The 18,013-nt window shown below is 54.9% G+C and carries 14 protein-coding genes and 1 tRNA gene; 1 reads left to right on the top strand and 14 read right to left on the bottom strand.

Annotated features, from left to right (window positions below):
• Window positions 1-2 precede the first annotated feature (2 nt).
• The 4 genes from A2V21_307340 to A2V21_307325 form a co-directional block, all read right to left on the bottom strand.
• The gene (locus A2V21_307340; GenBank protein ID OIJ74092.1) at window positions 3-395 is read right to left on the bottom strand and encodes a peptide-methionine (R)-S-oxide reductase; all 393 of its coding nucleotides are present in this window, start codon (window positions 393-395) and stop codon (window positions 3-5) included.
• 113 nt (window positions 396-508) lie between these two features.
• The gene (locus A2V21_307335; GenBank protein OIJ74091.1) at window positions 509-2,677 is read right to left on the bottom strand and encodes an amylo-alpha-1,6-glucosidase; all 2,169 of its coding nucleotides are present in this window, start codon (window positions 2,675-2,677) and stop codon (window positions 509-511) included.
• Window positions 2,656-3,714 carry a glycosyl transferase gene (locus A2V21_307330; protein ID OIJ74090.1) on the bottom strand — a complete coding sequence of 353 codons (1,059 nt, stop codon included), beginning with the start codon at window positions 3,712-3,714 and terminating at the stop codon, window positions 2,656-2,658. Before A2V21_307330 ends, A2V21_307335 begins: the two co-directional genes overlap by 22 nt.
• A 322-nt stretch (window positions 3,715-4,036) precedes the next feature.
• Window positions 4,037-4,888, bottom strand: a complete 852-nt coding sequence (locus tag A2V21_307325; protein ID OIJ74089.1) for a hypothetical protein — start codon at window positions 4,886-4,888, stop codon at window positions 4,037-4,039.
• Between the two features lie 157 nt (window positions 4,889-5,045).
• Between A2V21_307325 and A2V21_307320 the strand changes: the two genes are divergently transcribed.
• Complete coding sequence (locus tag A2V21_307320; GenBank protein OIJ74088.1) at window positions 5,046-6,428, top strand: hypothetical protein; 1,383 nt, start codon at window positions 5,046-5,048, stop codon at window positions 6,426-6,428.
• A gap of 14 nt (window positions 6,429-6,442) precedes the next feature.
• Here the strand turns inward: A2V21_307320 and A2V21_307315 are convergent, their stop codons facing one another.
• The 10 genes from A2V21_307315 to A2V21_307270 form a co-directional block, all read right to left on the bottom strand.
• Window positions 6,443-7,873 carry a hypothetical protein gene (locus A2V21_307315; GenBank protein OIJ74087.1) on the bottom strand — a complete coding sequence of 477 codons (1,431 nt, stop codon included), beginning with the start codon at window positions 7,871-7,873 and terminating at the stop codon, window positions 6,443-6,445.
• Window positions 7,874-8,414: 541 nt separating this feature from the next.
• Window positions 8,415-8,798: a hypothetical protein gene (locus A2V21_307310; protein OIJ74086.1), complete on the bottom strand. Its 384-nt coding sequence runs from the start codon at window positions 8,796-8,798 to the stop codon at window positions 8,415-8,417.
• Window positions 8,799-9,020: 222 nt separating this feature from the next.
• Window positions 9,021-10,151: a hypothetical protein gene (locus tag A2V21_307305; GenBank protein ID OIJ74085.1), complete on the bottom strand. Its 1,131-nt coding sequence runs from the start codon at window positions 10,149-10,151 to the stop codon at window positions 9,021-9,023.
• A gap of 330 nt (window positions 10,152-10,481) precedes the next feature.
• Window positions 10,482-10,566 (bottom strand) — tRNA-Ser (locus A2V21_307300).
• A gap of 44 nt (window positions 10,567-10,610) precedes the next feature.
• The gene (locus A2V21_307295) at window positions 10,611-11,888 is read right to left on the bottom strand and encodes a serine--tRNA ligase (GenBank protein ID OIJ74084.1); all 1,278 of its coding nucleotides are present in this window, start codon (window positions 11,886-11,888) and stop codon (window positions 10,611-10,613) included.
• Window positions 11,889-12,075: 187 nt separating this feature from the next.
• A complete protein-coding gene (locus tag A2V21_307290) occupies window positions 12,076-12,687 on the bottom strand; it encodes an aromatic acid decarboxylase (protein ID OIJ74083.1) in 612 nt (203 codons plus the stop codon).
• Between the two features lie 209 nt (window positions 12,688-12,896).
• Complete coding sequence (locus A2V21_307285; GenBank protein OIJ74082.1) at window positions 12,897-14,393, bottom strand: hypothetical protein; 1,497 nt, start codon at window positions 14,391-14,393, stop codon at window positions 12,897-12,899.
• A gap of 49 nt (window positions 14,394-14,442) precedes the next feature.
• On the bottom strand, window positions 14,443-14,760 hold the full coding sequence (locus A2V21_307280) for a hypothetical protein (GenBank protein OIJ74081.1): 318 nt from the start codon (window positions 14,758-14,760) through the stop codon (window positions 14,443-14,445).
• Window positions 14,761-14,781: 21 nt separating this feature from the next.
• Window positions 14,782-15,219, bottom strand: a complete 438-nt coding sequence (locus A2V21_307275) for a molecular chaperone (GenBank protein ID OIJ74080.1) — start codon at window positions 15,217-15,219, stop codon at window positions 14,782-14,784.
• Window positions 15,220-15,335: 116 nt separating this feature from the next.
• On the bottom strand, window positions 15,336-17,966 hold the full coding sequence (locus A2V21_307270; GenBank protein ID OIJ74079.1) for an ATP-dependent chaperone ClpB: 2,631 nt from the start codon (window positions 17,964-17,966) through the stop codon (window positions 15,336-15,338).
• Between the last annotated feature and the right edge of the window lie 47 nt (window positions 17,967-18,013).

Here is an 18,013-nt window from a genome sequence, read left to right as displayed (position 1 = left end):
TGTCATTTCTTTACAAGCTTCAACGCGACAGAGTTGATGCAGTACCTTTTTCCGGTCGGTGGCGAGCCGTCGTCGAAGACGTGACCGAGGTGCGCCTCGCACCGTGAGCACAGGACCTCTGTCCTCTCCGTAAAGAGGCTCCTGTCCTCTTTGGCGCTTACCTTTTCAGGGCCGGCTGGCTCCCGGAAGCTCGGCCAGCCTGTGCCCGACTCGTATTTCGCATCAGAGCTGAAGAGCTCCTGCCCGCAGTTGACGCAGGCGTAGACCCCTTTGTCTTTCGTGTGGACGTACTCGCCTGAAAAAGGCCTCTCGGTGCCCTGCTTCCGCGTCACATTATACTGCTCTGGCGTAAGGACCTTTTTCCATTCCTGCTCTGTCTTCTTTACCTTTTCCATATTATCTATTTTGGCCTTTTTTCGGTCGAAGTCAAGGGGCGAAGAAACCGGGATTGCTTCGCCTTGCTCATTTTTGACAGACTTTTCCCCCTCTCCCCTGCCCTCACCGTTTGCTACTTTATGATTAATATGTGCACGTCATCGGGTTTTTTGAGCGCCTCCACCGTAACGTCCTCCCCGTACCTTGATATGAGGATATCCACCCCCTTGCGGCCGGCGACCATGAGGTTTTTAAGATAAACAGACGTGAGGAACTGCGGCAGCACCGGTTCCTTGAATATCACCATCTTCTTGTCGGCCTCGAAGTATATTCCCAGAGAGGCCTGGAGCATGAGAAGGAGCGCGCCTGAAGCCCATGTCTGCGGCGAGCAGGCGACAGGGTACTGCGTGGGGGCAACGCCATCTCTTCTGTGAAAGCCGCAGAATAGCTCCGGCAGCCTCTGAAGCTCTGTAGAGAGCGCCGCGTCGAAGATACCGGAGAAGACCTTGTTGAAATGCCCTGTAAAGCCGTAAGTCGCCAGCCCAAAGGCTACAAGCGCGTTGTCATGCGGCCAGACCGACCCGTTGTGATAGGACATGGGGTTGTAGCGTTTCTCCTTCGCCCCGATGGTCCGAATGCCCCAGCCTGAAAAAAGGGGATCTGAAAGAAGTGTCTCAGCTACCCTATGGGCCTTGTCGATATCGGCTATGCCGGCGAATAACGCGTGCCCGGCGTTTGAGGCGACCACCCGGCATGGCTTTTTATCGCCGTCGAGGGCAAGGACAAACGTAGAAAGCTCCTCGTCCCAGAATAACTCGTTGAACCTGCGCCGTACCTCGTCAGCCTCTCGCTTGAGCCTCTCAGAGAGCGCGTCTTTGCCGACGAGCCTCGCGAGGGCGGAGGCCTCCCTCTTGGCCGCGTATAAATAGGCCTGGACCTCGCAAAGGGCGATAGGCCCTTCGGCCAACGCGCCGTCCTTGTGGAAGACAGAGTCCTGAGAGTCTTTCCAGCCCTGGTTCCTCAAGCCCTTCGCGTGCGGGACATATTCCAAAAAGCCATCGCCGTCCACGTCTCCGTATCTGTCCATCCAGACGAGCGCGGCCTCTATGTTCTTCCATATCTTTTTTATAAGGGCGGTGTCACCTGTCCTCCTCCAGTATACTCCCGCAAGCACGACAAAGAGAGGTGTGGCGTCAACGCTGCCGTAATAGAGGCTGAACGGTATCTCGTCGAGCGCGGCCATCTCGCCCTGCCTGGTCTCGTGCATGATCTTGCCCGGTTCTGCGGCCTTTTTCTTATCGAGCACTGTGGCCTGCATCGACGCCAGGTATTTGAGCACGCCCCTGGCAAGCTCCGGCTTTATCCAGAGGCACTCGATGGCCGTTATTATCCCGTCCCTCCCGAACGGGGTGCAGTACCACGGGATGCCGCCATAGGGATAGACGCCATGGGGGGTCTCCGTCAGCATCATGTTGATGTCGGCGAGCGACCTTTTTATCGAGATGTTGAAGTGCTCGTTCGAGGTCTGTATTCCGGCGTTCGATCTCTTCCTGGCTGACGAGGCCCTCTTCGCCTCTTCGAAAGCACCCGCGAAGTCGGCCCCGCTTTCATGGCGCGATAACCCTTCCACGCACTCGGCGGTGATGAAGATATCCTCCACCGCCTCGGGCTTCAAGTCCACTCTGAAATCGAAGGTGTTGTCGCCCATCCTGTCCGGGGCGCGCGTCAAGGTAAAGGCGGTAGTCCTCCTCACGCCGTCGAGCCCGTCGTAAGAGAGCCTGAGCCCCCGTTCGCCGTACTCCGGCTCCTGGAGCGCGCCCCGCCTGATCCTCTTGAGCCCCCTCACCTCGAAGATATCCTCGAAGTCAGAATCGGCGCCTATCTCAAGGGTGAAGCTTGCCTGCTCTCCGCCGAAGTTCTTCACCCTGATATGCTCCATGAGCCTTCCGCAGGAAAGAAACCTTGAGCGCATGATGTGAATGGAATCCCTGCGAAGGAGGAGTTCTGTTCCGGAATAGATATCCGGGTTGGTGAGGTCTACCGTCATGAGGAGGTTTTCATCGTCTGTGTTCGAGCTTAAAAAAAGCGGGCGCTGTCCGTTTACCCTCAGCTCATAATGGGAGAGGAACCTCGTCCCCTTGTAGTAGAGCCCCTGCTCCCCTTTGCCGAGCGGCAGTATGTCGCCGAACCTGTCGTAGATGCCGAATATGTCGCCGTCTTTCTGTATGAGCCTCAGCGGGTCTATTACAGTCGAAGTGGCTACAATAAAGAACGAGTCCTTTATCCTGCTGACCGCAGCCATGCGCCACTTCCCCCGTCTTTCAAAAGCTCATAGGCCTTTACGTAGTCGGCGGCCATTCTCGACGCGAGGAACCTTTCCTCGAACCTCTGCCTGCACCTTGATCTGGAGAAGTCCGGACAGAGCCCGCTTACATAATCGACTGCCTCGCCGTCGTCTTCAAAAATAAAACCTGTTACGCCTTGTTCGACGACCTCAGGTATCGATCCGCGCCTCCTTGCCACGACCGGAGTGCCGCAGGCCATCGCCTCCAGCATGGAAAGGCCGAAAGGCTCCGGCCAGTCAACCGGGTGCAGAAAAGCGAGGGCCCCGCCGAGGAGCGCGTTCTTCTCCGTGTCATTAACCTCTCCGAGGAATTCCACGTACCTGCTTTTGAGGAGCGGCTTTATCTCCGAGTTAAAGTAGTCCTGGTCGGCGTGATCGACCTTCGCCGCTATCTTGAGGCGTATCCCGGCCTTCTCGGCTATGTTTATCGCCGAGTCTACTCTCTTCTCAGGAGATACCCTGCCGACATATAGAAGGTAGCCGCCCCTTTTCGGGCTGAACGCGTATAGCTCTCTGGGCAGGCCGTGCTGGATGTTCGCTACCCAGTTGGCCTCCGGCCTCGCCGACCTTTGTGACAAAGAGATGGATACGAGCGGAGACTCTTTATACTCTTCGAAGATGAGGGCGTGCTCGCACATGTCCAGCCTGCCGTGAAGCGTGTTTATGACCGGCACAGCTGTTCTCCTGCCCAGCACAAACCCTATGCAGTCGACATGAGAATGTATGATATCGAACTCGCCTGCCCTCTTGAGGACCTCCTCCATCATGATAAGGTGAAGGGAGACCGGGTCGAGCTGCCTTTCATCGAGCCTTAACGCCAGCTCAGAGCACGGCACAAGCTCTGCCGTGGTGCGCGAATCCCCTGAAGCGAAGAGCGCCACCTCGTGCCCCTGCCGCACAAGCTCCTCTGTGAGATAGGAGACTACCCTTTCGGTGCCCCCGTACAGCGCCGGCGGCACGCTCTCAAAAAGCGGCGATACCTGTGCTATCCTCATTTCCCTCTATGCTCCTTTGCCTGTTTCACGGCAAAAAGCCCCTGATTTTAAGTCTGTCCTAAATAAGCGGATTGTCAATGGATCGAACGCATTTGAGGGGGATAAGCTTCAGTAGCAGAAGAGGTCAGCGATGGAGATTGTGAGGGGGATTTATCGCAGGAGCGGACCAGCGGGATGTTGAAAAACAGCCTGCTAAAGCAATCCATGGACGGATTGCCAAATTGCGAGACTTGAAAAGCCGGGCAATTTGTAAGATTTGGACTGATTCACTCAGGCCAAATCGTAGTTGAAAAAGTCCTGGATGGACTTTTTCAACATCCTGCTATAGCGCGACCTCTTGCAGCGCCTTTTTGATCGCCTGTATGCTGGTCGGCTTGCCGAGGAACCTAAGCCCGTTTGAGAAAAAGAACTGGTGCGCCTCCGGCTTTTTGGTGAAAAGGACGAGCCTCTGTCTCATCTCGGGGCGAAGGCCGACCGCTTCGGTGTAAAAATCCTTGAGGTCGAGCCCGGGGCCGTCGGCATCGGCCACAATAGCCGAGTATTCTCCCTTGCCTATCATGCCGAGGAGGTCTTTTTTTGCCACGGCGCTCTCAAGGGTGACATCCTCACCCTCGTAGATGGCCTTAAGGCCATCCTCTATCAGATTGTCATCCGAGACTACCAGGAGCTTCTTGCCCCGCAAAGGCGAGACGGCGTCCAACCTGTGTATCAGCGTCCCGTTCCACCTGATGGTTTCGAGGTATTCCTCCATGGCCTTTTTATGAGAGCCGATCTGGCCGGCCGCGGTCGTTTGCACATAGCCGTTTCTATACAGCCAGTTTACTATATATGCCAGGAAGTCGTTGCATTCCTTCGACTCAATGGTGATCATGTAATGGAGCATGCCCTCTTTCGTGACCTTGCCTGTCTTGACCCTGTTCCGAAGGAAGATGAGAAAGTCCTCTATATAAGACATCTCCGGGCCGTCGATTGAAATGATGCAGGGAAGGGCAACACCTTTTTCCATGACCCCCCCGGCTATCCTGGCGATATTAAGGTGCTCGCACTCATCGTCCCTGAGCCGCCTTAAGAACGTGGAGAACTCCACGTCATCAGAGAACCTGCCGGCCGCGAGATTGTAGACCTCGGCTGCCGCTCCCTCAACCCGCTGTAACCAGGCTATTATCTCGCGCATCAGAAAAACCCTCCCCGGATGACTAAAGCACTATAAACCTAATATTTAAAAAATTCAAGACCATTTCAATCCTTTTAAGGCCCTTGAGCCTTCCATGCTCCACTGGCGGTATTGACACACATTCCAGAATCGAGGTAAGATTTTTAACGCCCATGCCATGGATAAACTTTTGAAAAATCGCCCCCTGTTACTTATCCTTCTCTTCATCGCCCCGGTCGCGGTCTACTTCAAATCCGTGGGCTTCGATTTCATCCCCTCATGGGACGACTCCGAATACGTGGTGGACAATATCTATATCCGGGGCTTCAGCGCGGAGAACCTGGGCGTTATCTTCCTTAAGCCCTTCTTTTCAAACTACGCGCCGTTGCACCTGCTGAGCTATTCGCTGGACTTCGCTATCTGGGGGCTTGACCCAAAAGGCTATCACCTTGCCAACGTCATAATTCACGCCACCAACGGGGTTCTGCTCTTCTTCGTTCTCCTTCGCCTGACGCGAAGCTCCAGCCTCGCCCTTCTCGGGGCGGCCTTATTCGCCTTACATCCTTTGAACGTTGAGAACGTCGCCTGGGTCGCCGAAAGAAAGACGCTGCTGGCGGCCCTTTTCACCTTCTCCTCGATGATCTTCTACTTCGATTACCGGGAAAAGAAGAGGCTTGGGCTCTACGCGCTCTCACTCGCGCTTTTTACGGCAGCCCTCCTTTCAAAGTCCACGGCTGTGATGCTCCCAGCGGTCTTCCTCGCCTACGAGCTATTTCTTAGTCCTGACAGGAAGTTCCGGCACCTCGTACCGGCCTTGCTCCTTTCCGGGCTTTTCTCCCTTATCGCCATATACACCCACCCGGAGGCCGCTTCCGATGGCAATAACCTTTTCACGATGGAGTTTCTCCTCCACTCCGTCTATCCGACTATGATGCCCGTCTTCTGGAAGTACATATTGATGACCGCCCTGCCCATTAACCTGAGCGGGTTCTACGATACGGCATTATACGATTCTTTCCTTAACCCGGTCGTCCTCGTCTCTACCCTGGGCTTGGCGGCGGTGTCGGTATTGGCGTTCTGGAAGGGGAGCCCCCTTGTGCGCTTCTTTTACGCGTGGTTCTGGCTCTGGCTCCTGCCGACCTCAAACATCATACCGCTACCCGTCTATTACGCCGACAGGTACATGTACCTGTCGGCGATCGGCCTGTTCATCCTGTTCGGCTTGGGGATGAGAAAGGCGGCAACGAACTTCCGTCTGGAGAAGGCCGCTACGATCGCGGCAGTGCTCATCGTCCTCGCGCTCGCTCTCCTCGCCTTTTCAAGGCAGAACGTTTGGAGGAACGAAGTGGCCTTCTGGGAGGACGCGGCAAGGAAATCTCCCATGCAGGAGAGGGTGCGCCTGAACCTGGGATATGCCTATGAGATGCGGGGCAGATATGACGAGGCTGAACGCGAATACAGGGAATGCATAAGGATCTATCCCAACCCTAAGGCCATAAGTAACCTTGAGATGCTCATCCAGAAAAAGGAGTTCATGAAAAGGTCGGCGGGGGGAGAGTAACGGTAGGGGTCCGGTCAAAAGGCCTTCGCGCTTGAGCGCGCCTCTGATAGATTGCGGAAGCTTTTCAAGCCCGCAAGCGAGACGAGATTAAATGCCGTTATCAGCATGGCAAGCGGAAGAAGGTGCAGAAGAAGCCGGTCGGCAGAGGTGGCGAGGTGCCAGTCTATCGGGGCCGGGCTTATTATATAGATAAATATATAGGTAGAGAGCTGCAGCGCCAGGAGCAGATTTAGCGCCACAAGGCCCCTTGAGAAGACCCAGCGCCAGTTGGCGGCAACAGACAAGACGTACGCCCACCAGCAGAAATTGTAGAGCTCGACATTCAAAAAGAGCATCCTGCCCAGCGTCTTGAAAATCACCCCAAGCTTCCACAGGTTATCAATCACGGTAGAAAAGCTCAGGTTTCCCACGTACTCGCTCCCGACGCCAAGGCTCACCCTGTAAAAGAGCCACGGAAGGACGAATAATGCGATAACAGGGACAAAAACGAGCGATTCACGGACAAAGCCCATACCCCCCTTCTTGAACCTGTAGACGAAAAACAGAAGGGTGGAAAAAATAGCGAAGGTCAGCCCCTCGTTCTTTGTCCATGCGCCGATGCCAAGGAAAAGGGCCGAGAGGGCAAGAGTTGCCTTTCCGCCCTCTTGAGCGTACAGATAAAAAAAGACCGAGGCCGCCAAAAAAACAATCGAGAGGGCGAAGTCCGAGTACCCGACGAAATCACCCGCGTACAATTGCCCTATCTTAAGCGGTATACCCCCGGCATGTATCATTATTACCGGCACAATTGACAGGAGCGCCGCGAAGAGAAGCCCCGTCCTCCTGCCTGCTTCTTTCGCGGTAGCGTAATATATGACCGAAATGAGGGAGAGGAACTGCAGGGGGTACAAGAGCTTGCCGAAGACCTCCTTGACAGAGCCGGCGGCGCTGTAGACGAGGCTTATCGCGAGCGGCAGCATGACGGGGTAGTCCTGGTGCTGCTGATAATTCGGGTCGACCAGGAACTGCCCCGTGACGCCCTGGTCGAGGTAGAAGACCCGTGCCTTCATAAACCAGATGAACCAGGCGTCCCAGCCGGAGAGCGGGACTGAAAGTGCGTAGACGAACGAATAGGCCGACTGGACGATGATTATAGCGAGGAGAAGAACGCTTGCCAGGTCCCACCTCTCCCGCTCGCGCCTTGCGGGGGCGCCTTTTATCTTCAAGAACACGGCTGCGATAAAGACAAGCCATGGGATGGAGACGGTGGCAAGAGTAACCGGAATAGAGAAAAGCGATAAGATGAACATCTGGAGGCTGACCACGCCAAGACCAGTGATGAAGGCGATGCCTATAAGAGGCGCGCCGTGTAGCCCCGTCTCTCCAGATCTATCTATTAGTCGGATGACGGAGGCGCCTGCGGCGGCGAAGAGTATAAGGGTCAGGATCACAAAAAGAAGCTGCATGATTTAGCCAGAGATTTTTGTTTAGCAGGCTGTTAAAAAACAGCCTGCCAAGCAATCCAAGGACGGATTGCTAAATTGCGAGACTTTAAAAGTCGAGCAATTTGTAAGATTGGGCTGATTCACTCAGACCAAATCGTAGTTAAAAAAGTCCTGGATGGGCTTTTTTAACACCCGGTTAGAGTAGTTTAAAAACGGCGGGATGTCAATATGCTAACGCCCTGCTATCCAACACAAAAGACTGCAACAAACCCAAGTCCTGAATAATCTCTAACCCGGCCATCACTGCCAAACTCCAAGGGGTAAGTGAAAGCTTGTCGTCATTGGGAGGAGCGGAGGACGCGGCAATCTCCGGGGTTATCAGCCTCCGTCCCTTTGAGGCTTACTGTCCCCCTCACCTCCGAGGGGATAAAGGGGCGGGTGAAAGATTCGTTCCTTCTCCACGCCAGGCCTGGTGATTTTGCAATACGACAACAGAGGCTATTCCCGGAACTGTCAAGCTTTGCGAGTCCCCCGGCTTAGCCGGGGATTTACCCGTGATTAATTATTCGTTCTCGTACTTCTCGAGATCTTCCTCGCTCAGGCCGAAGTAATGGCCTATCTCGTGGAGGACGGTCAGGCGTATCTCTTCGACAAGCTCCTCTTCCGTGGAAGAGACCGCCTCGATGTTGCGCTTGTAAAGCACGATCCTTTCGGGAAGATGGTCAGGCGCGCTGTTGGACCATTCACGCTCAAGCCGTGATACGCCGTGAAATAGCCCGAGAAGCTCTTCACGCGGGATACCCGCGCCTGCGGCGTCCTCGACAGAGGGGTAATCCTCCACGACCACTACGACGTTCTCCATCCGTTCCCTGAACTCATCGGGAAGGTTGTCCAGCGCCCTTGCGGCAAACGCCCTGAACTCCGCCTCTTTTACCCTGTAAGCCATAATCGTTAAACTTTATTATTCTTCGACGCGGAATGCAAGCCGTACGCGTCCACTTTTGGCCTTTTTTCAAAGACGTCACGGATTGGCGGGGATATATCCTTGGGAGGAGGGCGGAGAAAATAAAGGGCCGAGTTGAGACGAAAATCAACGGTGCGCAGAGCACACCCTACACGGCTGGAATGCCATAAGCTTAGCCCCTCCTTCTTGCCATACCAGCTTTTCTCATCTGGATGAACCCTCAATGGATGTCGGGTTCTCGCAGAATTTTTCAAACGAGAGCTTCGTCCAGTACACTTTTGTCTTGTCGAGGAAAAACCTCATATATCGGCTTTTTTCCGTCAGTCGTGAGTCATTCTTTTTCCCCTTATGTTCATTGACGATATATACTTCTGGAGAACTTTGCCGACTCATTTCTATTCGCTTTAGCAGGTAACGAATATGAACGTCAGCATCAGGAAAGGAGTACCCACAGAAAATGAGGCGGTCACATTCCATGAGCGCTTGCTCAGCAGCGTGCCAAATGTGCCGAAGATATAGATTCGATAGCGCTTTGAAATATGTGGGAGGTATGACTATGGGAACCGCAAGGGTATCGCACTTCTTGCAAACACAATCTTCACGCTTCCATTTGAGATGACAAACACCCTTTTCCTTCGGCGTAATCCTGATTGTTCTGCACGTCGGGCAATACAACCAGTTCAAGCTTCCATGTAGTTTAAACAGCTTTAGATTATTCTCCTTATTAGGCGGCCGCCATTCATCACCGAAATTCACAAAATCAATGGCATAATCCAAGTCGAGGCCATATTCCTCGTCAGCCTTTAGCAAAGCATTATCTATAAGAATATCGTAATTGAGGCTGATAAATGATGTGGTACGTAGCCAATCAGCATCATGAAGTGACCGTATCAATTGAGGATGATATTGGGCCTTATCTTTAAGCGTGTAATCGAGGATTTCGGCTATTAGCAGTATCAAGATATCGTGCATATGTTTAAGAAGCGGCTTTTGATCACTGATAAGCCTGTGGACATGCTCTGATGTGTCCCAACCCTTAAAACTCTCATTTTGAGAGTCGGCAATCTCGATGATTCCGAGAACTTCCTCGAATGTAGGAAAACTCGCAGTCTTAATACCTTCTTTATCATTAATGTCAATTCCAAAGAACGTTTTGAAAAACATAGCCAGTTCCTCATCCCACCGATGACGGAGACATTGTTGATTCATAGGACTATTGTAATAGGTGAAGTATTTCCGAAAGAGCTTGCCCTGTAAAGGTGCCCCTTCAGCGCATGATGCACCAGCGCCAAGGAACACAACAGTTTTCGGCTTCTGAGTATGGTGGTTGCTCATCTGACCAGCCCCTTCTCCTGGAGTTGCTTTCCGACCGAGGACCATTCGTATTTGTCCTCCGAGAGTTCCTCCCAGTACTTCTTGGCCTCTTTCCACGGAACCATTTCCCACAACGGGGCGATATTGAGGACTGCGCCGTCGTTCAGGTCCGGCATCAATGTAAGTCTGCCGTGCGGCGGAGCTTATCCTTGAAGTCGTGAAGTTCCGATATGAACTGTTCCTGGCGGTCGAGGTCTCGTTCAAGTTGCTTGGCGGCTCTGCCGTAGGTTCCCGCCGCTTCCTTCTGGCTGCGCAACAACAATGATTTTGTTGAAGAAGTTTACAAAAAACTGGCGGAGGGTGAGGGACTCGAACCCCCAAGGGCGTTAGCCCGCCGGTTTTCAAGACCGGTGACTTACCATTAGCCTAACCCTCCGTGGATTAGCGGCTGGAGATGATGAGGGGAAACCTTCGGATAAATTAACCCATCTTGCGGATTTTTTCAAGGCCCCGCATGTACGGCCTCAGGGCCTCGGGCACGGCGACGCTCCCGTCCTCCTGCTGGCAGTTCTCAAGTATCGCCACAAGCGTCCTGCCGACGGCAAGGGCGCTTCCGTTAAGGGTGTGCACGAACCTGGGCTTGCCGCCCTTGGGCCTGAACCGTATGTTCGCCCGCCTTGCCTGGAAGTCCTCGAAGTTCGAACAACTCGATATCTCCCTGTACTTGCCCTGCCCAGGGAGCCATACCTCTATATCATATGTCTTGGCCGAACCGAAGCCCATGTCCCCTGTGCAAAGAGTAACGACCCTGTAGGGAAGGCCGAGCCATTTAAGCACCTCTTCGGCGTTGTTGGTAAGCTTCTCAAGCTCATCATAAGAGTTGTCCGGGTGGGCGAACTTCACCAGCTCTACCTTGTCGAACTGGTGCTGGCGTATTAGCCCCTTCACGTCCTTCCCGTAAGATCCCGCCTCGCTCCTGAAGCACGGGGTATAGGCAGTGTACTTGCGCGGGAGCTTCTCTTCGTCCAATATCTCGTCGCTGTGCATGTTGGTGATAGGGACCTCTGCCGTTGGTATGAGGTAATGGTCCCACCCCTCGATCTTGAAGAGGTCCTCCTTGAACTTGGGGAGCTGCCCCGTGCCCATAAGCGCGGTATCCTTGACCAGGAAGGGCGGGAGTAGCTCGGTGTAGCCGTGCTCCCTTGTATGCATGTCGAGCATGAAGTTTATCAGCGCCCTCTCCATGAGCGCCCCCGCGCCGACCAGTAGGGAGAACCTCGCCCCGGATATCTTTCCAGCGCGCTCGAAATCGAGTATGCCGAGCCCTTCGCCTATCTCGGTATGCTCTTTGGGCGAGAACTTGAACTGGGCCGGCTCGCCCCAGCTCCTTATGACCGGATTGTCATTTGAGTCCCTGCCAACTGGCACCGAAGCGTGGGGCATGTTCGGCACGCCGAGAAGAAACGTATTAAGCTCTTCTTCCACCTTTGCCGCTTCGGTATCAAGGGCCTTTATCTTGGCGCCCTCCTCCTGCATCTCGGCGATAAGGTGGGCGGCCTCCTTCTTCTCCCTTTTAAGCTTCGCTATCTCCTCAGAGACGGCGTTCCTACGGGCCTTAAGAGCCTCAGCCTCGGAAAGGAGCCTCCTCCGTTCGGCGTCGAGCGCCCTGAAAGGAGTTAGGTCAATGGAAGCGCCCCTTGTCTTGAGCCTCTTTTCGACCTCTTCGAGGTTTTCCCTCAGAAATTTTATGTCCAGCATTTTTATTCCATTTGATGCGTTTGTTATTGAGTTACTGCGCTAAACCCGTTGGATCATCGAGGCAAGCGTTCTTTATCCGTTTGATGCGTTTATTATTAAGTTACTGCGCTAAACCCGTTGGATCATCGAGGCAAGCGTTCTTTATTCCGTTTGATGCGTTTTTGATGTCAAGACGCCGGATTATAAATCACTCCGCTTCTTTTTTCCACCTTTTGTAAAGGGAGTTTTCCACGCCGAGCATATCCAATATCTTTCCAGCCATGAAATCGACCATATCGTCGATCGTAGAGGGCTTGTGATAGAAGGCGGGCATGGCGGGAAGGATTACCGCCCCGGCCCTTGAGAGGCGGAGCATGTTCTGAAGGTGGATGGAGCTTAACGGGGTCTCCCTCGGCACGAGCAACAGGGGCCTTTTCTCCTTAAGCATGCAATCTGCGGCGCGCTCTATCAGGTTGCCGGAGACCCCGGAGGCCACCCTCGCCAGGGTTCCCATAGAGCAGGGGCAGATTATCATTGCCTTAAGAAGTGATGATCCGCTGGCGACTGAGGCGGACATATCGTCGTGGGCGGTAATGCCCAAGCGCCCTTTAAGGGCCCTGCCCTGCCCTTCAAGGTAAGCCCTTATCTTGCTTGCGGCGTCCTTTGGCGCGCATTCAAGGCCAAGCTCCTCTTTAAGTATAAGAAAACCAGAAGGGGAGATGATGACTTCCACATCATCCCCCCTTGAAAGAAGCTCGCCAGCGAGCCTCAAACCGTATATTGCGCCGCTTGCCCCCGTTAGGGCGATCAGATAAGCCACTTTTTTCCGCCTGTTGCCTTTAGTCTAAGGGCCGCTCAAAAAGTCCATCTGCTTCGTTGGCTTCAGAAGCTCGTAGTAGCGGCGTACAACAGGAGTACGCCTCGCTCCTCACTCCCTGATTTAACGGGGGCCTCGCATATGGAGCTTTTTGAGAGCCTGAACAAAATCTGTATCTTTCACAAAACTGTTCTCATCCCTGACCCGAACTGCTACTTCCTCGGCTTCACGACCACGTATATCGTATTCCCGCCGCGCTCGACAAGGAAGAGCACTACCTCGCTCTTTTCAGCCTCGGCGAGGGCCTTGTTGTAATCAGCCGCGCCCCTTATGGGCTTGCGGTCTATCTCTTTAATGATGTCGCCCCTCCTCAAGCCTGCCTCGGCGGCGGGGCTGTCGGGCCTCACAGAGCTTACGATGACCCCGTCGGTCTCCTTCTTGCCGAGCCGCTTTGCTATCTCGGGGGTTATGGGCTGTATGGAAAGGCCCATCCTCTTATCAGGCGTGCCTTCGGTCTCCTGGTCAGGGACAGCCTCGGCCGCATCCTCGTCGACCTTTATGCCGACCTTCACGAAGTAGGTCTTTTTCTTGCCGTCCCTCAATACCTTTATCTCGGCGCTCTTGCCCGGGGTTGTAGTGGCCACTATCCTTGGCAGGTCGCTTAGCTCGTTAACCGGCTTGCCGTCAAAAGATACTATTATGTCGCCTGCCTTGAGCCCCGCCTGGTCGGCCGGCTCTCCGGGGTTGACCGATGATATGAGCACGCCCCTGGCCTCTTTAAGCCCGAAAGACCTCGCGAGCTCCGGGGTAAGCTCCTGTATGCTCACGCCTATCCAGCCCCTTGTGATCTTGCCGGTCTCCTTGAGCTGAAGCAATATCTCTTTCACCATGTTTATCGGGGTGGCAAAGCCTATGCCCTGCCCGCCCGCGATGATGGCGGTATTTATGCCGACCACCTCGCCCTTCATGTTAAATAGCGGCCCGCCGGAGTTGCCGGGGTTGATAGAAGCGTCGGTCTGCAGGAAGTTGTCATACGGGCCCGCGCCTATCACCCTGCCCTTCTGGCTGAGTATCCCGGATGTAACGGTGCCGCCGAGGCCGAAGGGGTTGCCAATGGCGAGGACCCATTCGCCTATCTCGAGCCTGTCGGAATCGCCGACGGTCGCTACCGGCAGGTCGCCGTCCGGCTTTATCCTGATGAGCGCTATATCGAGCTTCTGGTCCTGCCCCACGACCTTTGCCTTGTAGTCAACCTTGTTCTCTGAAAGGGTCACTATGATCTCGGTCGCGTTCTCTATCACATGATAATTGGTAAGTATGTAGCCTTCCTTGTTGATGATAAAGCCGGAGCCCAGGCTCTGGCGCTTGAACTCTTTCTTTGGCTCGTTAAAGAACTTGTTGAGGTCGTCACCGAAGAACTCCTCGAAGGGCCCCCTGAACTCCGGGAAGGGCATCGTCGGCCTTTCCTTCATCACCTGCGTCGTAGATATGTTCACGACCACCGGCGAGAGTTTCTTCGCGAGCTCGACAAAGTTATTTGGCGCCGCCCCGCTCACCTGTGGGCTTGAGTCCGCCTCACGCCAGAAGTTCTGGGCCACGGTGGGGTTGGTCATGTCGAACCTGGCCGTAAGCATTATGCCTGCGATGACGGAGACCGCGGCCACAAGGACTATTGTCTTGAGACCGAATCTTTTTTTGCTTTCTTTCATTTTGATTTATGCTCCCGGGGGATGAAATATCGCGGTTAGAGGGCCCGGCTTATGATACCGCTTTCACGTAACAGAGCCGGAGCTCATGGAGGACGTCTTCAACGAGCCTTGATTCCTCCTGGGTAAGATTGCCTTTAGTCTTTTCCTTGAGAAGGGCTATAAGGTCTATAGTCTGTTTGGCTACATCGGGCTCTTTTTCCGTCTTCTTCGATACCGGGTTCTCGACCAGCCCAAGGTTCATGAGGACCGAGGTGGAAAGCGAAAGGATGAAGGTGGTGAAATCAAGGGCCGGCAGGTCGGCTTGCGCCCCCGCCTCGCCGCCTTCCTTTTTTTCTTCTATAGTATCTTTGTTTACGTTATCTTCCATCCGCTCAAGCTCTCCCTTTTTTTACTGCACCTTGACCTTTACGCCTTTTTCCCCGCCCGCCCTTGCCTTGGGGATGGTGATCTTCAGGACGCCGTCCTCAAACCTGGCCTTTATGTTATTCCTGTCGACCGGGTAGGGGAGGCTGAAGGCCCTCTGGAAGGAGCCGCAGAACCTCTCCATCCTGTAATAGTTCTCTTCCTTCAGGTTCTTCTCGAACTTCCGTTCGCCCTTAAGCGACAGTGTGTTGTCGTTCACCTCTACCGTAACGCTCTCCGGGCTAACGCCCGGCAGCTCGGCCTTAAGGACGATATTTTCTTCTGTCTCGTAGATATCGACAGGCGGGTACCAGTCGTTCCCCCCTGAAGCCCTGTACTTGACGAGGGCCTCGTCGAATATGCGGCTCATCCTCTCCTGGAGGAAGAGAAGGTCTTTGAAGGGGTCTCTTCTTTTAAGGGCCAGTGTAAAACACCTCCTCCCAGGGGCGGAAAGGCCGCCCTTTAAAGCCTCTTTTGACGCAAATTCTAATTTATTTTATAATCAAGCGTTTGTCAAGAAGGCTAAGTGGCGCGCCACCCTTACCTGGCCAGTGTTTTGCCACTCCCGGCCTGGTCTGCCTGCGAGACGTCCTTGCTGAAGACGAGCTTGTCCCCTTGCAGGTCTATCGCGATCCTGTCATCCTCGCCAAACTCCCCTTCGAGGAACTTAAGCGCCAGGGAATCCTGTATCTGTTTTTGCACGAGCCTCTTAAGCGACCTCGCCCCGTAGACCGGGTCATAGCCCTTGTCAGCGAGGTACTCCCTTGCGGCCGGGGTAAGCTCTATATCGACTTTTTTGTCCTTCAGGAGCTTCTCCAGCCTCGTGATCTGTATATCGACTATGGCCTTCATCTCCTCCCTTGTGAGAGGATGGAATATGATGATGTCATCTATCCTGTTGAGGAACTCGGGCTTAAAGGTGGCGCGCAGCACCTCCGTGACCCTCGCCCTTATCTCCTCGTACTCTGTCTCGCCAAGCTCGGTTATGTACTGGCTGCCGGTGTTGGAGGTCATTATTATTACCGTGTTCTTGAAATCCACCGTCCTGCCGTGGCCATCGGTAAGCCTGCCGTCGTCGAGTATCTGGAGGAGGAGGTTGAAGACCTCAGGGTGCGCCTTCTCTATCTCGTCAAAAAGGATCACCGCGTACGGCCTCCTCCTTACAGCCTCCGTGAGAAAGCCCCCTTCCTCGTAGCCGACGTAGCCGGGGGGCGCTCCTATGAGCCTCGCGATGGAGTGCTTCTCCATGAATTCGCTCATGTCTATCCTTACCATCGCCTTCTCGTCGTCGAAGAGGAACTCGGCGAGCGCCCTCGCCGTCTCGGTCTTTCCCACGCCGGTAGGGCCCAGGAAGATGAACGAGCCTATGGGCCTCGTCGCGTCCTGCAGGCCCGCCCTGGCCCTGCGGACGGCGTTGGAGACGGCCTGCAGGGCCTCGTCCTGGCCGACGACCCTCTTTTTAAGGCCGTCCTCCATCTTGAGGAGCTTCTCTTTTTCAGCCTCCATCATCCTCGCAACCGGCACGCCCGTCCACCTGGAGACGACCTCGGCTATGTCCTCGGCGTCGACCTCTTCCTTGAGCATCTTGCGGCCGTACTGGAGGTCAGAGAGGCCCGTCTGGTCGGCCTCAAGCTCCTTTTGAAGCTCCGAGAGCCTGCCGTATTTGAGCTCCGCCGCCTTTCCAAGCTCACCGGCCCTCTCGGCCTGCGCCGCCTGTATCTTCACTTCCTCTATCCTCTTCTTTGTCCCGCGTATGCGGTTTATGACCTCTTTCTCCCCCTGCCAGTGCGCCTTTAAAGCCGCGCCGGAATCCTTAAGCTCCGAAAGCTCCTTTTCTATCTTCTCAAGCCTCTCAAGCGAGCTCCTGTCGGTTTCCTTGGAAAGGGCGTGCCTCTCTATCTCGAGCTGGACCGCCTTGCGCTCGATAGCGTCTATCTCCGTGGGCATGGAGTCTATCTCTATCCTCAACCGCGAGGCCGCCTCGTCAACGAGGTCTATGGCCTTATCCGGCAGGAACCTGTCCGCTATATACCTGTTGGAGAGGGTGGCGGCGGCTATGATCGCAGGGTCGGCTATCCTCACGCCGTGGTGCACCTCGTAGCGCTCCTTCAAGCCCCGGAGGATCGCGATGGTGTCCTCGACCGTGGGCTCGCCGACGTGCACGGGCTGGAACCGCCTTTCGAAGGCCGCGTCCTTCTCGATGTGCTTCCTGTACTCGTCAACGGTAGTGGCGCCCACGCACCTGAGCTCTCCCCTGGCGAGCGCAGGCTTTAACATGTTTGAGGCGTCCATGGCGCCTTCCGCCGCGCCGGCGCCGACCAGGGTGTGAAGCTCATCTATAAAGATCACTACCTCCCCCTGCGCCTCCGTTACCTCGCGCAAAAGGGCCTTGAGCCTGTCCTCGAACTCGCCCCTGTACTTTGTCCCCGCTATGAGGGAGCCCAGGTCGAGGGCCAGAAGCCTCTTGTTCCTCAATGTGTCGGGTACGTCACCCGCCACGATCCTTTGCGCCAGCCCCTCGACTATCGCGGTCTTTCCGACACCCGCCTCTCCGATCAGCACCGGATTGTTCTTGGTCCTCCTGGAAAGGACCTGTATGACCCTGCGTATCTCCTCGTCCCTGCCTATTACGGGGTCGAGCTTGTTTGAACGGGCAAGCTCCACGAGGTCGCGGGTATATTTTAAAAGGGCCTGGTACTTCTCCTCGGGCATCTGATCGGTCACCTTCTGCGAGCCCCTTATGGAGACAAGGGCCTTAAGTACCATATCTCTTGTGACGCCGTTAGCGGCAAGGACCCTTGCCGCCTCGCCGCCCCTCTCGGAAGCTACGGCAAGAAGGAGGTGCTCGGCCGAGACGAACTCGTCTTTCATCTCCCTGGCCTCCCTCATGGCGCCGTCGAGCACGCCCTTGAGCCTCTGGGATATGTAAGCCTCCATGCCGCCCCCGTAGACCCTGGGAAGCCTTTTGAGCGCCTCCTCGACCTGCCCCTTCAAAAGGTTCCTGTTGACCCCGATCCTCTGGAGCACGGGCTGGACTATGCCCCCCTCCTGGGCAAGGAGCGAAAGCAGCAGGTGCTCAGGGATTACCTCCTGCTGCTCCATGGACTCTGCCCTTTGCTGGGCATCCTGAAGGGCCTCCTGGGCCTTTATGGTGAACTTGTCAAGCCTCATGCGTACTCTCCTTTTCCTGCGTAAAAGGCCGTCCAGGGCGGGACGTT

The sequence above is a fragment of the Deltaproteobacteria bacterium GWC2_55_46 genome (assembly GCA_001595385.3).
In the GTDB taxonomy this organism is placed as follows: Bacteria; Desulfobacterota; GWC2-55-46; order GWC2-55-46; family GWC2-55-46; genus UBA5799.
This window is presented reverse-complemented; position numbering and strand designations above follow the sequence as displayed.

What these genes read in the sequence shown, in the direction of transcription:
- A2V21_307340 (OIJ74092.1), bottom strand. Translation starts at nt 395, where the DNA reads ATGGAAAAGGTAAAGAAGACAGAGCAGGAATGGAAAAAGGTCCTTACG.
- A2V21_307335 (OIJ74091.1), bottom strand. Translation starts at nt 2,677, where the DNA reads ATGGCTGCGGTCAGCAGGATAAAGGACTCGTTCTTTATTGTAGCCACT.
- A2V21_307330 (OIJ74090.1), bottom strand. Translation starts at nt 3,714, where the DNA reads ATGAGGATAGCACAGGTATCGCCGCTTTTTGAGAGCGTGCCGCCGGCG.
- A2V21_307325 (OIJ74089.1), bottom strand. Translation starts at nt 4,888, where the DNA reads ATGCGCGAGATAATAGCCTGGTTACAGCGGGTTGAGGGAGCGGCAGCC.
- A2V21_307320 (OIJ74088.1), top strand. Translation starts at nt 5,046, where the DNA reads ATGGATAAACTTTTGAAAAATCGCCCCCTGTTACTTATCCTTCTCTTC.
- A2V21_307315 (OIJ74087.1), bottom strand. Translation starts at nt 7,873, where the DNA reads ATGCAGCTTCTTTTTGTGATCCTGACCCTTATACTCTTCGCCGCCGCA.
- A2V21_307310 (OIJ74086.1), bottom strand. Translation starts at nt 8,798, where the DNA reads ATGGCTTACAGGGTAAAAGAGGCGGAGTTCAGGGCGTTTGCCGCAAGG.
- A2V21_307305 (OIJ74085.1), bottom strand. Translation starts at nt 10,151, where the DNA reads ATGAGCAACCACCATACTCAGAAGCCGAAAACTGTTGTGTTCCTTGGC.
- A2V21_307295 (OIJ74084.1), bottom strand. Translation starts at nt 11,888, where the DNA reads ATGCTGGACATAAAATTTCTGAGGGAAAACCTCGAAGAGGTCGAAAAG.
- A2V21_307285 (OIJ74082.1), bottom strand. Translation starts at nt 14,393, where the DNA reads ATGAAAGAAAGCAAAAAAAGATTCGGTCTCAAGACAATAGTCCTTGTG.
- A2V21_307280 (OIJ74081.1), bottom strand. Translation starts at nt 14,760, where the DNA reads ATGGAAGATAACGTAAACAAAGATACTATAGAAGAAAAAAAGGAAGGC.
- A2V21_307270 (OIJ74079.1), bottom strand. Translation starts at nt 17,966, where the DNA reads ATGAGGCTTGACAAGTTCACCATAAAGGCCCAGGAGGCCCTTCAGGAT.